The sequence below is a fragment of the Chryseobacterium sp. GW821-FHT04C04 genome (genome assembly GCF_059420365.1).
The window spans coordinates 250,227-265,603 of sequence record NZ_JBWKTO010000002.1 but is presented as its reverse complement, the minus strand read 5'-3'; the positions used below and the strand labels follow the sequence as shown (position 1 = coordinate 265,603).

Sequence of the window (15,377 nt, the reverse complement as noted above, 5' to 3'; positions counted from 1 at the left end):
CTATTGATCGTGGCTAAATTCATTCCCGCAATAATAACATTTGAACTTATGACTCGTCAGAAAAGAAATTCCAAAGAAACTGGTTGCACTGTCATCCCTGTAAATATGATTGGAACCACATTTCGGACATACAAAATCAAACTCAGGATCTTCAATGGTATGCTCTACCTCCAAAGAATACTGTTCATTATCTTTATAATCCTGCAGGATTTGTTGGGCTTTTTCGAGATCGTCTTCAAAAACCTGAAGTTGTATACCGCCAACAGCTTGTGAAAGAAGCCAATCCGACTGGATCAGCTGTTCATTCGCAATAAAGCTATTGATGTCGTTTTCAGCCAATATCTGCTTGTCCCTGTTAGCTTCAAGGGCAGTTTCATAAAATTTAAAGCGAACAAGATCTGACATTTTTAAAATCTGCTTGATAGTTGAATTTTTGTAAAAACCTTCTTGGTATACAACGGAAAGTCAGCATTCTGAAGCCATCCGTAATATCCTAAATCTTTTTGGAATACAGCTTTCACTCCCTGGCCTTTGTATTTTCCAAAGTTGAAAACTTCTTCCATCTTTTCATTGTATCCGATAAATCCGGCAAGATCCGCATTCTTGTTATGAAAAGTGAACTCGCTTAATGGGGCAATTTCGTTTGGAATATCATCATATTTTCCTACCTGAGCATCCAAAACTTCGAACGTTGCCATTACATCAGCTTCTGCAGAGTGTGCATTTTCCAATGTTTTTCCACAGTAAAACTGATAAGCAGCCCCTAAGTTTCTAGGTTCTTTTTTGTGGAAAATAGTCTGTGCATCTACTAATCTGAATTTACTCAGATCAAAATCCATTCCTACTCTTAAAAGTTCTTCAGCCAAAAGGGGAACATCAAATCTGTTGGAATTAAATCCTCCCAGATCACTCCCGGTAATCATTTCCATCACTTTTGACGCAATATCTCTGAAAGTAGGAGCATCTTTTACATCCTCATCATAAATTCCGTGGATCTCACTGCTTTCTTTAGGAATAAGCATTTCGGGGTTTACACGCCACGTTTTGCTCTCTCTGGATGCATCCGGATTTACTTTTAAAATACAGATTTCGACAATTTTGTCTTTTCCAATATTAGTCCCTGTGGTTTCCAGGTCAAAAATACAAAGCGGTTTATGGAGTTTTAAGTTCATGTTGATCATTAATAATTTGAAAATGTGTTCTATTTACAATGGACTTTATACGCATCTTATACGTATTTGTGCCTCATATAATTTTTAATTTCTAATACCTATTTTAACTGTCCCTGAAAAATAAGAGACACCAATATATAATAAATAACAAGCATCGGGATTCCTACTATCTGGAATATGGCAAGAATAGCAATGCCACCCACTAATAATACTACTTTAGGATAGTTGTCCTTCAATTGTTTGGATTTGAATTTCATGGCCATCATCTTGATTGGGCTGATCAGCAGCCATGACGTAAGAAGAGTCAGCAGGATCAATAGCAGTTCATTATCAAATAAAAAGCTGAAAGTTCCGGTTTCTTTAAACGCATAATAGAGACCAAACAGTAGAACGGTATTGGTTGGCGTATTCAATCCTTTAAAATAATAACGCTGCTCTTCATCAAGGTTAAAGATAGCAAGTCTCAGGCAGGAAAATACAGTAACGATCAATCCAAGATACTTGATTTCAAATGGAAAGTGAAGTCCCAAAAGCTCGGTTCCAAATGGTTCAAGTGCTTTGTACATAGTAAGTCCCGGGATCAATCCAAAGCTTACCATATCCGCAAGTGAGTCAAGCTGAAGTCCCAGATTGGAGTTTGATTTTACTGCTCTGGCTACAAAGCCGTCAAAAAAATCGAAAATCGAAGAGAGAACAAGGCAGATTGCCGTTGTCTGATAATCTCCTAAAATTAGATGTATTGCACCTACACAGCCTGCAAATAAGTTAGCCAGCGTTAAAGCATTGGCCAGATTATTCTTTATAAAATCCATAAGCACAAAATTACAGTTTTTAAAAATTCTAACTCAAAATAATCTGAACTAAAAAATGCATTAATGTGATTTTGATGTAAATTTGCTCCATGAAATTTTTAAAAGGATTTAGAAAACAGGAACTTCTGGCATTAGTTTACAGGATTTTTCTGGCCTATTTTTTTTATCAGATTGCCAGGCTTTTATTCTGGGTTTTTAATAAAGATCTGATTAAAGTTGACTCTGTTTCAGAATATATAAAGCTCGCCTTCCATGGTACGGCTTTCGATACTACGGCTATTTTATATGTAAACGCATTATTTATACTTCTGAGTTTACTGCCTTTGGTCATCAATACCAAGAAAGTTTTTCAAAAAATTCTTTTCTGGCTCTATTTTATTACCAACGGGATTGCCTATGCCATGAATTTCGGAGATTTTATTTATTATAAATTTTCGCAGGCAAGGCTTACTTCAGCCGTATTTCAGGTGGCAGAGCATGAGTCTAATGTTTCTCAAACACTGATGATCTCTATCAGACAGCATCCTTTTGTTCTGATCTGGTATGTGGTTTTAATGATTTTGTGGGTTTTCCTTTACAAAAAAGTGAAAGTGGAATACTCAAAACCTGTGAAACTTCTGCCTTATTTTATTACTTCCATTCTTACTTTGTGTATCACAGCGGTATTAGTGGTTGGAGGAATCCGAGGAGATTTTAAACACAGTACAAGGCCTATTAATATGGTGGATGCTACCCGTTTTGTAACAAATCCTCTGCAGGGGAACATGGTGCTTAACAGTACATTTTCCTTTTTCAGGACTTTAAATACCAATAATTTTAAGGAAGTTCATTTCGTAGATGAAAAATACATTGAAGAAAACGTACAACCTTATAAAGTATATGACAGAAAAATAGAAAACCGTCCTAATATTGTTATTTTCATTGTGGAATCTTTCGGAAGAGAATATTCCGGTGCTTTCAATAAAGATAAAAATATTAAAGATTACGTTTCCTACACTCCGTTTATGGATAGCCTGGCAGGCCAGAGTCTTATTTTTCCCAATACTTTTGCGAACGGAAGACAATCAATTCATGGGATGAGCAGTGTATTGGCCGGGATTCCGAGCCTTACCGATGCTTTTACAGGATCTCCGTATTCCAACCAGAAAATTCAGTCCATCGTTTCGGTTTGTAATGATCTGGGATATGATACTTCTTTTTATCATGGAGCGCCTAACGGATCTATGGGATTCCTTGGATTCGGTAATATCTTAGGATTTAAACATTATTTCGGGAAGACAGAATACAACCATGATGAAGATTTTGACGGGATGTGGGCGATATGGGACGAGCCATTTCTTCAGTATTTTGCTAAAAATGTAGGGAAGAAACAACCTTTCATGACCACTGTATTTACCGCTTCCTCGCATCACCCTTTTAAAATACCTGAAAAATATAACGGGAAATTTAAAAAAGGGAACATAGAAATACACGAGCCGATGCAGTATACGGATTATTCTATCAAAAAATATTTTGAAACGGCTAAAAAACAGCCGTGGTTTAACAATACGATCTTTGTTTTCACTGGAGATCACACCAACCAGGTGTATTATCCGGAATATGAAAGAGCCATGAATCGTTATGCAGTTCCATTGGTTTTCTACTCTCCCAATCCTGCATATCAGCTAAAAGGTGTTAATCAGGAAATAGCACAGCAGGCAGACATATATCCTACACTGGCAGATCTGATAGGGTATAACAAGCCGATCAGAAGCTGGGGAAGAAGTTTGGTAAGTGATAAAAAGTATCCTTTCATCGTAGTCAATTCAGATGGAAGTACAGATCAGTTTATGATCGGAAATTATATTTACCGTTTTGATGGAAAAGAAATCATCGGAGTATATAATCAATCTGATCTGAGCCTTGAAAAAAATCTTATTAATGAGGTTAAAACTCCTGAGGTAGAACAAGGAAAGAAAACAGCAAAAGCATGGTATCAGGATTATATGGATAGGGTAATTAATAGAAAGCTGAATTAAAGCGAAAGAATACAACCGCAAAATGACAGTTAGGTTGACGGGCAAATTAGTTTTTTATAATTTTCCCATTTTACCTTTCTGTATCTCTTTATGCTTTGTATAATAAAAGTTTTTGTTTGTTGAAAATTAATTTATATTTTTATCAATACGTAGATAAGAATATTATATTAAAATTAAAACTATAAGAAATATGAAAAAATTATTGTTAACATTCGCACTTTCTCTATTCGGTGTACTTACGTTTGCACAGATAGAAGGAAAGTGGAAAACGATAGATGATGAAACAAAGCAGGCTAAATCTATTGTTGAAGTGTACAAAAAATCAGACGGGAAATATTATGGAAAAGTTTCTCAATTGCTGATAAAACCAGCTGAGCCCAACTGTACATCTTGTAAGGATGACAGAAAAGGAAAACCCATTTTAGGACTGGAAATTATCAGAGGACTGAAAAAAGACGGTGATGAATTCACAGGAGGAACGATTACTGATCCCAAAACGGGGAAAACATATAAGTGTACTATTACAAGAAGCGGAGATAAGCTGAATGTAAGAGGATACTTAGGACTATCTCTATTAGGAAGAACCCAGGTGTGGGAGAAAGTGAATTAATTTAAGTTTAAAATAGAATTTTAAGACGGCATTTCAGCAATGAAATGTCGTTTTTTTTTGAAAAAATATTGTAACGAAAATAAAAACGTCCCACTTATAGGATATGAGCACCGAACAGGAGAAAACATTTATCGAATTTTTTAAGCCCAATCAAAGGGTGATTCATAAAATATGTAAAATATATACGGACAATGCCGAAGATCACGAAGACCTTTTTCAGGAGATTACCATTCAGCTATGGAAATCTTTTCCGGGATTTAAAGGAGAGGCTAAGTTTTCGACCTGGATGTATCGGGTAGCATTGAATACAGCAATTACTTTATTCCGGAAACCTAAGAAAGCTGGGAGCCAAGCTGTAGATATTGATGTTTCGTCTCTTACTATGGAATATGAAGACTATGAAGATGATGAATATAAGCTTAAGAAGATGTATAAAGCGATCTATGAACTGTCTGATGTAGAAAAAGCTTTAATCATGATGTATCTTGAAGATAAACCCTATAGAGAGATAGGAGAGATCCTTGGGATAACAGAAGGAAATGCAAGAGTGAAAATGAACAGAGCGAAAAATAATTTGAAAACCAAAATCACTGCAAAATAAATATGGACGAACTGGAATTACTGAAAAAAGACTGGAATAAGGAATCAGGAGATTTCAAGGAATATTCCGAAAAAGAAATTTATACCATGATAAAACATAAATCTGTTTCCATCACAAAAAAATTATTCATTATCGGAATAGTTGAAGTTATCTTATGGACGTTGTATAGTTATCTGGACAAACAGTTTCCCTATGTAAGAATGGGAATGTTTTTAGTTTTTATGGCAATCATCATCACCTTGTTCCAAAAAATGAAAACCGGGCAGAACAGCATCTCCCTAATGAAAAGTATTTTGAATCTGAGAACACTTATTTTAGGATATGCCTGTATTTCTTTGATTTTGGCTATTGTAGACGGTATCATTCATTTTGATCACAATACGAGAGATTTTATGGCAGGATTTAAAGATGGATGGAATACAAGACACCACATGGATGCTGCCCTTACAGATCCCAATCAACTGATGCCTGTAACCGGAAATTATATTGCCTTTGGTATTTTTCTGTTGATTGGGTTATTCTTATTGTATATCATCTATAAAATGACCTACGGAAAAATTTTAATGGATCTTAGAAAAAACTATAAAGAATTGAGTAGTCATGAAGAAAAACCATTTTAAATAAAATTAATATTATAACTTCATCATTCAAATGTGGAGCCTTTTTATGATGTGTATAATAAAAAAACACTATTTTTGTAGTCTAAATTTTTCGAATAAATATGGCAGAATATACTTTTCGTGAGGTAATTGCACAGGCAATGAGCGAGGAAATGCGTAAAGACGAATCCATCTTTTTAATGGGGGAGGAAGTTGCAGAATACAATGGTGCATACAAAGCTTCAAAAGGAATGCTGGATGAGTTTGGTCCTAAAAGAGTAATCGATACCCCAATTGCAGAACTTGGTTTTACAGGAATTGCTGTGGGTGCTGCGATGAATGGTAACAGACCAATTGTAGAGTATATGACATTCAATTTCTCATTGGTAGGAATTGATCAGATTATCAATAATGCTGCAAAAATCCGTCAGATGAGTGGTGGACAATGGAATTGCCCAATTGTTTTCCGTGGCCCTACAGCTTCTGCAGGTCAATTGGGAGCTACCCACTCTCAGGCTTTTGAAAACTGGTTTGCAAACATTCCTGGTCTTAAAGTAGTGGTTCCTTCAAATCCTTACGATGCGAAAGGGTTGTTGAAAACTGCAATTCAGGATAATGATCCGGTTATTTTCATGGAATCTGAGCAGATGTATGGAGATAAAATGGAAATTCCTGAAGAAGAATACTACTTACCATTAGGAAAAGCAGATATCAAGAGAGCAGGTACAGACGTTACTTTGGTTTCTTTCGGTAAGATCATGAAGCTGGCTTTACAAGCTGCTGAAGATATGGCTAAAGAAGGAATCTCTGTAGAAGTTATCGATCTTAGAACTGTTCGTCCTCTTGATTTTGACACTATTTTAGAATCAGTGAAGAAAACAAACAGATTGGTTATTTTAGAAGAAGCTTGGCCATTTGCTTCTATATCTTCTGAAATTACTTATATGGTACAGCAAAAAGCATTTGACTATTTAGATGCTCCTATCAAGAGAATTACTACTCCTGATGCACCTGCACCTTACTCTGCAGCATTGTTTGCAGAATGGTTCCCTAAGCTTGAAAAAGTAAAAGAGGAAATTAAAAAAGCGATGTACGTAAAATAGTTATAGAGAAAAACTTCCGAAAGGAAGTTTTTTCATTTATTATATTCATGAAGAAAAGTTCTTGACGTCATAAAATTAGTATAAATTTGCGCCTTTAAAATAAATAAGCTGATATGGCAGAAGTTACAGAAGATGGTTATCATTTTGATATAAAGAAACTTTCTTTTATCGGAATTCTAGTGTCTTTAGGAATTGTTTTTGGGGACATTGGTACCTCACCGCTTTACGTAATGAAAGCAATTGTGAATGCGAGATCGCAGGGGAGTAATATGCCATTCAATGAATACATAGAAGGAGCTCTTTCCTGTATTATTTGGACCCTTACCCTTCAGACTACAATAAAGTACGTGATCATCGCTTTGAGGGCAGATAACAAAGGAGAAGGAGGCATCCTGGCTTTGTTTTCACTCGTAAGAAACCTTAAAAAAGGGTGGTTGTACCTTATTGCAATTGTAGGTGCTGCGGCTCTTATAGCAGACGGAGTAATCACACCATCGCTTACAGTAATGTCAGCCATTGAAGGTCTTGAAATCTATAATCCACATACCCCGGTTGTTCCCATCACAATTGGAATTCTGATTGCTATTTTTGTGGTGCAGCAATTCGGAACAAGCTTTATCGGGAAGTTTTTTGGCCCTGTAATGGTGGTATGGTTTTTAGTATTAGGAGGTTTGGGCGTAATGCATTTGAGCGAGAACTTTGAGATCCTAAGATCTTTCAATCCTTATTATGCTTACAAACTTATTGCTAACTCTCCGAGTGCAATTGTTATTTTAGGTGCCGTTTTCCTTTGTACGACAGGAGCAGAAGCTCTTTATTCAGACTTAGGACATTGTGGTGCCAAGAACATAAGAGTAAGCTGGGCATTCGTTAAGATTATGCTTATTCTGAACTATCTTGGACAAGGAGCATGGCTTTTGACCAATCATAATAAACCTGGATTTTCTGTAGTAAACCCATTCTTTGGAATTATGGAAGAATGGATGATTATACCAGGCGTAATTTTAGCAACTGCTGCCGCAATTATTGCCAGCCAGGCATTAATTACAGGTTCTTTTACAATCTTCTCTGAAGCAATGTCTCTCAACCTTTGGCCCAATCAAAAAATTGATTATCCTTCCGGAGTTAAAGGACAAATGTATATCCCAAGAATCAACTGGGGACTTCTTATTCTATGTATTATTGTGGTTCTGCATTTCAGGGAATCCGGTAAAATGGAAGCGGCCTACGGACTTTCCATTACCGTTACGATGTTGATGACAACCGTCCTGCTGGTCTTCTGGTTACTGAAACATAGAGTAAGCAAGGTTTTGATATTATTCTTCGCATTAGTATATATGGCGATCGAATTAGGCTTCTTTAGTGCCAATATCATCAAGTTCATGGAAGGAGGATGGATTACCGTTGTATTGGCTGGTTCTATCGGAATTTCTATGTATGCATGGTATAATGGTAGATTGATCAAAACAAGATTTATCCAGTTTGTGAAAATAGAAAAATACGTGTCTATTCTTAAAGACATGAAACTGGATGAAACCATTCCGAAATATGCTACCAATCTGGCTTATCTGAGCAGAGCAAAAAGAAATGATGAAGTAGAATCCAAAATTATCTATTCCATTATCAAAAAACAGCCGAAAAGAGCCGATCATTACTTTATTTTGAGCATCGTTAACCAGGAAGATCCATATACCTTCAGATATACAGTAGATGAAATTCTTCCCGGGACAGTATATAAAATCAATTTCCTTTTAGGATTTAAAGTAGACCGAAGAATCAATGATTACTTCAATATGGTACTTAAAGATTTAATGGCTGACGGAACGATTCCTTCAAGAAGCAGCCACCCTTCTTTGAGAGCTCACGAGATACCACCGGATCTTAAATATGTGATCATAGATAATACATATATCAACGATATACTATTAACTGTTAAACAGAAGATTATTCTTAACATTTATAACTTTGTGAAGTATATCGGAAGTGACGACTTTAAGGCTTGGGGAGTGTCTTCTCATAACGTTGAAGTGGAATCTGCGCCGATCACAGAATTAACAGTTTATGATAACAAGATTGAGCAGTCGGGCTATTTCCGTCATAACTCTTAACTTCTGGTATGTAACCATAATATCTATTTAAATAAAATTCAATAAATTTGTAGATAATTTTTTTAATGGATACAATACAAAAAGAAAAAAATATAGCTTTGATCAAGGATGTTTTGAGAAACTACTTATTAGAAAAAGGGTTCAGAAACACACCTGAGAGATATACGATATTGGAAGAAATTTATAATATGGATCATCACTTCAACGTTGATGATCTGTATCTTCTAATGATGCAGAAAAAATATCATGTTTCTAAAGCAACGATTTACAACACGATTGAAATTTTCCTTGATGCAGGTTTGATCCGTAAGCATCAGTTTGGAGAAAAAACATTGACTTCTTCATCATATGAAAAGTCTTATTTTGACAAACAACATGACCACCTGGTCATCTACAAAAAAGGCTCTGATAAAGAAATTGAAGAAATTATTGAGTTTTGTGACCCAAGAATCCAAGGAATCAAAGAAGCCATTGAAGAAGCATTTGGCGTAAATATTGATTCTCATTCGCTATATTTTTATGGCACTAAGAATGACTAATTAATGAGAATAATCCTTTTTCTGTTACTCTTTATTTCTACGCTAAATTTTGCGCAGGATAAAACCCCTGTGAAGAGAGATCCCTACTTGCAGACTCCTTCATCTGGCCAGCCTAAGCAGGTGCAGATGAGACCTGAAGATAAAGTAAAGATCATCCACGCAGACGAAATCAAGAAAAATCCTGAAAAATATGATGGGAATCAATATTTTGTGGGGCATGTTCAGATTGAACACCAAGGCTCCATTCTTACTGCAGATGAAGTTATTTTGTACAATGAAGAGAACTTTGTAAAGGCTATAGGCAATACAAAACTTCAGAATACAGATGGCTCTGTAATTACAGCAGGAGAAATGGAATATGATGCCAATACCCAGAAAGGTGTTGCCAGAAAAGATGTAGTCCTTACCGATCCCAAACAAACGATAAAAACTGATATTCTGTATTATGACAGGCTTGCTAATCAGGCTTATTTTAATACAGGAGGAACGATCTCTGATGGTCAGAATGTGACCTATGCGAAAGTAGGAACTTATTTCCTCAATACAAGAGTCGTAGACCTTACAGGAAATGTAAAAATTGAAACCCCTCAATATATTATAGAAGGGCCCAACATCAAGCAGAATCAAAATACAAAAATTGCTGATTTTCTTGGTCCCACAACCATTACCAGTAAAACCAATCCTAAAAACAGGATTTATACTGAAAAAGGAATTTATAAAATGGAAACAAAGGAGGCTTTTCTAACCAAAAACTCCAGAATCTTTTATAACGATAAAATCCTTACCGGTGATGAGATGTACTATAATCAGATAACAGGGTTTGGTACAGCAACAGGAAATGTAACCCTTGATGACCCGAAAGAAAAGAGATATATAAAAGGAGGCTACGGAGAAATTTTTGAGAAAAAAGACTCTTCAATGATGACGAAAAATCCTTACGCAGTAAAAATAATGGAAAAAGACTCCGTTTATTTTGCCGCTGAGAAAATTGTCTCTTATCAAAGACCGGATTCGCTGGATATAAAAGTGAAGAAAAGTTATCTGCGGGCATATAAAAAAGCCCGTGTTTATAAATCTAATGCACAGGGGAGAGCAGACTCTATCGCTTTCAATGAAACAGACGGAATTATGCACATGTATACCAGCCCCATTCTTTGGAGTGGTGAGAAGCAGGTGACCGGAGATAAAGTAGAAGCTTACTTTAATACAAAGAGTGAAAATATAGACTCGCTGAAGGTAATAGGAAATGCTTTTGCCATCAGCAAAGTAGATTCATTAAGCCTAAAAGATGAGTTCAACCAGGTGAAAGGAAAATTCATGACGGTTTACTATGAGAAGAATGATATTAAAGAAGCAAGAGTAGTAGGAAATGCCCAGTCTATTGTATACGTTGACGATACTGATCAGGAAACCAAAAAACAGGAAAGAATAGGAATTACACTTTCTACCTGCGGAATTATCGGAGCGTTATTTGAAGAAAGAGCCCTACAGATTATTTCATGCAGTATCGGCGCCAATTCAGATACCTATCCGATGAGTAAGATAGAACCTGCACGAAGGAAGTTTCCGGATTTTAACTGGAATACCAAAGACCGAATCCGAAAATGGCAGGATATTCTTGTAGATACCCCGAACAACGAAGAAATACATTATACCGCTGATAACGAACTCTTCGATAAAGCTCAGAAAACCATAGATGACGAAAAAGCCAAAGAAGAAGCTAAAAAACCTAAACGGACCAGAAAATAATAGAAAAGACCAGTACACACTGGTCTTTTTTTATGTATTAATTTTAACGTTTAATGAATCTTTTATAGCTTTGCTGAAATTTTGGAGACAATGGAAATGCATAAAGATTTTTTTATATATCAGGCTCAAACCACAAAATTCGCAGCAGGTTTTGAAGTTGAAAAAGCAGAAGGAAGCTATATTTATGGTACAGACGGAAAGAAATATCTTGACTTTGTAGCAGGAGTTTCTGCCAACACGCTGGGACATTCACATCCTAAAATTGTGAATGCAATCAAAGAACAGGCAGATAAATATCTTCATGTAATGGTATATGGTGAATATGCGCAGGAAAAACCTATAGCACTCTGCAGACTGCTTGCAGAAGCTACTCCGGATCCCTTAGAAGTTACCTATCTTGTGAATAGCGGTGCAGAAGCTATTGACGGGAGCTTAAAACTGGCAAAACGATATACAGGGAGAGAAGAGATTATTTCCTTTAAAGATTCTTATCACGGGAATACACACGGTGCTTTGAGTGTTTCAGGAAATGAAACGCATAAAAGAGAATTCCGCCCCTTATTGCCAATGGTTTCTTTTATCGAATTTAATAATCAAAAAGATTTCGATAAGATCACCGAAAAAACCGCTTGCGTTATCCTTGAAACCATTCAGGGAGCAGCAGGATTTCTGGTCCCCGATAATGACTATCTGATCCAGCTAAAAAGAAGATGTGAAGAAGTAGGAGCACTTTTGATTTTGGATGAAATACAACCCGGATTTGGGAGAACAGGAAAACTATTCTCTTTCGAGCATTTTGGAATCGTTCCGGATATCCTGGTGATGGGCAAAGGAATGGGAGGAGGAGTTCCCGTAGGTGCTTTTATGAGTTCCAGAGAAATTATGGAAACCCTTTCGCATTCACCAAAACTGGGGCATATTACTACTTTTGGAGGAAACCCATTGATTGCCGCTGCAAGCCACGCCACTTTAAAAGAAGTTCTGGAAAGCGGATTAATGAATGAAGTAGAAGAAAAAGAAAAACTATTCAGAGAACTTTTAGTTCACCCAAAAATTAAAAATATCAATGGTAAAGGCTTAATGCTTGCCGTGAATCTAGGAACCCCGGAATATACGCTGGAAGTGGCTAAAAAATGTATGGAAAGAGGACTTGTTGTTTTCTGGCAGCTCTACAGAAATGAGTACCTGAGAATCTCTCCGCCCCTTACATTATCCCTGGAAGAAATCAAAGAAGGATGCCAGATTATTCTCGATATTCTCAACGAAAATTAAAGATACAATCTCTCTGAAAAGGAGAGATTTTTTTATGCTTCACATCGTAGTTTTATGAATTAAAATTTACCGTAATAGAGATTTGAATCCGGTGATAAATATCATACAGATTCTATAAAATAGTAATTGTTTTTTTGCGTAATAAAAAAATTAATTTATATATTGCGGGACGATAAAACAAAGATTATATGGCGAAACATAAAGTCCATTACGAATTCCCAATGCACTGTTTATCAGAGATTTTATACGAATATCTGGCAACTGCAGAAGGATTATCTGAATGGTTTGCGGATGAGGTAACAGAGAAAGGCGATGATTTCTTTTTTAGCTGGGGCGGAGGACCTGCTGAGAAGGCCACTTTGATCAGATATAAGCCTGAAGGTTTCGTGCGTTTCAGATGGGAAGAAGATGAAGGAACTAAGAATTTCTTTGAAATGACTATCACAATAGATGATATTACTGAAGATTTGGCCCTTAATATTACAGATTTCTGTGAAGAAGGGGATGAAGAAGAAAATGCAATGTATTGGGAAAATCTTATTGAAAATCTCAGAATAAAATTAGGTGCGGCATAATGTCGGACTTTATTAAATGATAAAACTGATGAACGATTTATCGTTCATTATTTTTTTGTAAATAAATCGCAACAAAAATTGGAAAATCAATATTTTACATCAGACGAGTTACATCTAAAGAACAGAGCCTTTCTTTTGGGTGACTCAGTGAAGGTTTCTTTCTTTGTAAGAAATGGTGGTTTGATCATGGATGAAGAATGCTATTTTTTCTTGATGGCTTCCATGAGGAAAATGAGAATGAATATCCCTCTTACTTACACCCTGGAATTTTTTCAAACTCTTTTTCAGAAAGATATTATTGAAGGAAAAGAAATAAAAAACGGAATTATTAATTTTCAGGTGTTCAGAAATAATGACGGACTGACATTGGCAAAATCTTCTGTTTCCTATTTTTATGAAGTGACGGAAATGGATGATGTACTTGCTGTTCATCAAAGACCTTTGGATCTGGATTTGATTAAGGAAATTAACGTTAATAATAACCTTTTAAGCAATATTAGAGTTCACTGTCCGGAAAATATCTATGGAGCGATCTATGCGCAGGAAAATGACCTTGATGACGTGATCCTTCTGAATCCAAACAAGAGAATAGCTCGTACCACTGCTGGTAATCTTCTTTTTTTGGAAGGAGATGTTATTAAAGTACCCAAGCAGACCGAAGGAGCATATATTTCTCCTGTGATGGAAAATTTCGTTACTTTTTTACATAAAAACAACTTTGCAGATATTCAGGAACATGAGATCATTGCATTTGAATCTCAGAAAGCAGAAGAGATCTTAATGATTTCTGATGAAAAAGGTATATTTTCTGTAGGTAAGATAAGAAATAAGACTTTTGAGAACGTCCGCTTCTTAGAATTGGTAGAAAGCTGGAAAAAAAGCTTTAATTCATAAAAATTGACAAACCCGGTAAACAACAAAGTTCCAGAAGTCCTTTACCGGGTTTTATTCTGAGTAAATCAGAAATTGTTTATTTTATTTAATATTCGTTGATGACATCAACAAATTTCTGTGCGATTTCTTTTTGCCCTTTTTCACTGGTAATATAATTCCTGTTTTCAGAATTATTGATGAACCCAAGTTCTACCAATACTGCAGGAGCTTTAGTCTCCCTTAAAATATGGAGATTGCTTTCCTCTATTTTGTGGGCATTGAATTTTTTATAAATTTTTGCGGCAAGTTCCTTTGAAACATCAGAATTCTGAGTGTACACTTCAAATCCGTTATCAACTGTTTCCTTTTGAGGAGAGCTGTTGACGTGAAGTGAGATCACCATTGCAGGATTCAGTTTGTTGATCTGATTGGTTCTATCAGAAAGAGTAGGATAACTGTCAGAATCACGTGTTAAAATAACTTCATATTTGTCCTGACTTTTATTGAGTTTCTGAATTTCCTTAGCAACGCTTAACGAAATATTTTTCTCTAAAATTTCACCATGTGTAGCCCCAAAATCATTTCCGCCATGACCGGCATCTATGACAATGTATTTTTTGTTGATAGGGGTGAATGATAAAAATGCAGTAGAAAATATTGATAAAGCAAGTAATGTAATACCTTTCATATCAGTGGTTTTTGGTTTTTCAAAGAACGGAAAAACTTTCTTTAAAATTGGTTAAAGGAATCTTAAAGTTTGTTAATTGTGCTACCGAGATGAAAAATATACTTTTTAGTTCAACGAAATATCTTCAGGAGAATTAGCCCAAAGAAGAAATTCTCCCCCAAGATTATGCATGATAGACTTCCAAAGAGTCTGATCATTGGGAAGCGTATAATCAAGATTGTAAACATCTACTACTGTCCACATTTTCCTTTGAACTTCAGTGTCTAGCTGGTTAGGAGCCCACCCGGAATAGCCTGAAAATATTTTAATATTTTCAATATTCAGTTCGGTGCTCAAAACAGCATTTATAATCCGTTCAATATCCTCTGTGAGATAGTATTCGTCGGTGATGTCTGTATAGATTTCTGTAACTTTTTTACCTTTTATGATGAAAAATACCTTGTCGTTTTCTACAGGTCCTCCATCATATACCTCAATTTTAAAGTCAAAAAAATCTTTGAATTTGCTACTCATCTGGCTGTTCTTTTTATTCAATATCAAACCAAATGCACCACTTTCATTATGTTCAATAACCAATACTACCGATCTTGAAAAAATATCGCCGGAAATGTCAGGGGTCGAGATTAATATTTTACCTTTGTATGAGTGATTCATACTC

General features: G+C 35.8%; 16 protein-coding genes. 11 read left to right on the top strand and 5 right to left on the bottom strand.

Annotated elements, in window-relative coordinates; genetic code table 11:
- From AC07UM_RS07400 to AC07UM_RS07390, 3 genes are all read right to left on the bottom strand, one after another.
- A complete protein-coding gene (locus tag AC07UM_RS07400; protein WP_494681891.1) occupies positions 1–405 on the bottom strand; it encodes a putative signal transducing protein in 405 nt (134 codons plus the stop codon).
- Positions 406–407: 2 nt separating this feature from the next.
- Complete coding sequence (locus AC07UM_RS07395; RefSeq protein WP_152290083.1) at positions 408–1,172, bottom strand: 3'-5' exonuclease; 765 nt, start codon at positions 1,170–1,172, stop codon at positions 408–410.
- A 98-nt stretch (positions 1,173–1,270) separates the two neighbouring features.
- A complete protein-coding gene (locus AC07UM_RS07390) occupies positions 1,271–1,984 on the bottom strand; it encodes a CDP-alcohol phosphatidyltransferase family protein (RefSeq protein WP_124534568.1) in 714 nt (237 codons plus the stop codon).
- An 89-nt stretch (positions 1,985–2,073) separates the two neighbouring features.
- On the opposite strand from AC07UM_RS07390, the gene AC07UM_RS07385 reads away from it, so the two are divergent.
- From AC07UM_RS07385 to AC07UM_RS07335, 11 genes are all read left to right on the top strand, one after another.
- Positions 2,074–4,002, top strand: coding sequence for an LTA synthase family protein (locus tag AC07UM_RS07385; protein WP_494681890.1), 1,929 nt, complete (start codon positions 2,074–2,076; stop codon positions 4,000–4,002).
- 190 nt (positions 4,003–4,192) lie between these two features.
- Positions 4,193–4,612 (top strand): DUF2147 domain-containing protein, encoded by a 420-nt coding sequence (locus AC07UM_RS07380; RefSeq protein ID WP_124534564.1) that lies wholly within the window; start codon positions 4,193–4,195, stop codon positions 4,610–4,612.
- 103 nt (positions 4,613–4,715) lie between these two features.
- Positions 4,716–5,213 carry an RNA polymerase sigma factor gene (locus tag AC07UM_RS07375; protein ID WP_494681889.1) on the top strand — a complete coding sequence of 166 codons (498 nt, stop codon included), beginning with the start codon at positions 4,716–4,718 and terminating at the stop codon, positions 5,211–5,213.
- Positions 5,214–5,215: 2 nt separating this feature from the next.
- Positions 5,216–5,833, top strand: a complete 618-nt coding sequence (locus AC07UM_RS07370) for a DUF8845 family protein (protein WP_494681888.1) — start codon at positions 5,216–5,218, stop codon at positions 5,831–5,833.
- A gap of 101 nt (positions 5,834–5,934) precedes the next feature.
- Positions 5,935–6,915: a pyruvate dehydrogenase complex E1 component subunit beta gene (locus AC07UM_RS07365; protein ID WP_103233421.1), complete on the top strand. Its 981-nt coding sequence runs from the start codon at positions 5,935–5,937 to the stop codon at positions 6,913–6,915.
- 113 nt (positions 6,916–7,028) lie between these two features.
- Positions 7,029–9,023: a KUP/HAK/KT family potassium transporter gene (locus tag AC07UM_RS07360; protein ID WP_124534558.1), complete on the top strand. Its 1,995-nt coding sequence runs from the start codon at positions 7,029–7,031 to the stop codon at positions 9,021–9,023.
- 65 nt (positions 9,024–9,088) lie between these two features.
- The gene (locus tag AC07UM_RS07355; RefSeq protein WP_034731532.1) at positions 9,089–9,562 is read left to right on the top strand and encodes a Fur family transcriptional regulator; all 474 of its coding nucleotides are present in this window, start codon (positions 9,089–9,091) and stop codon (positions 9,560–9,562) included.
- A gap of 3 nt (positions 9,563–9,565) precedes the next feature.
- Positions 9,566–11,311 (top strand): OstA-like protein, encoded by a 1,746-nt coding sequence (locus tag AC07UM_RS07350; protein WP_494681887.1) that lies wholly within the window; start codon positions 9,566–9,568, stop codon positions 11,309–11,311.
- 96 nt (positions 11,312–11,407) lie between these two features.
- Positions 11,408–12,583, top strand: coding sequence for an aspartate aminotransferase family protein (locus tag AC07UM_RS07345; protein WP_494682290.1), 1,176 nt, complete (start codon positions 11,408–11,410; stop codon positions 12,581–12,583).
- A 188-nt stretch (positions 12,584–12,771) separates the two neighbouring features.
- Entirely contained in the window at positions 12,772–13,158 is a 387-nt protein-coding gene (locus AC07UM_RS07340) for an START-like domain-containing protein (RefSeq protein ID WP_034696870.1), read from the top strand.
- Positions 13,159–13,236: 78 nt separating this feature from the next.
- A complete protein-coding gene (locus AC07UM_RS07335) occupies positions 13,237–14,052 on the top strand; it encodes an aminotransferase class IV (protein WP_494681886.1) in 816 nt (271 codons plus the stop codon).
- A gap of 85 nt (positions 14,053–14,137) precedes the next feature.
- Here the strand turns inward: AC07UM_RS07335 and AC07UM_RS07330 are convergent, their stop codons facing one another.
- Entirely contained in the window at positions 14,138–14,719 is a 582-nt protein-coding gene (locus AC07UM_RS07330) for an N-acetylmuramoyl-L-alanine amidase family protein (protein ID WP_494681885.1), read from the bottom strand.
- Positions 14,720–14,824: 105 nt separating this feature from the next.
- A complete protein-coding gene (locus AC07UM_RS07325; RefSeq protein ID WP_494681884.1) occupies positions 14,825–15,373 on the bottom strand; it encodes a YqgE/AlgH family protein in 549 nt (182 codons plus the stop codon).
- Between the last annotated feature and the right edge of the window lie 4 nt (positions 15,374–15,377).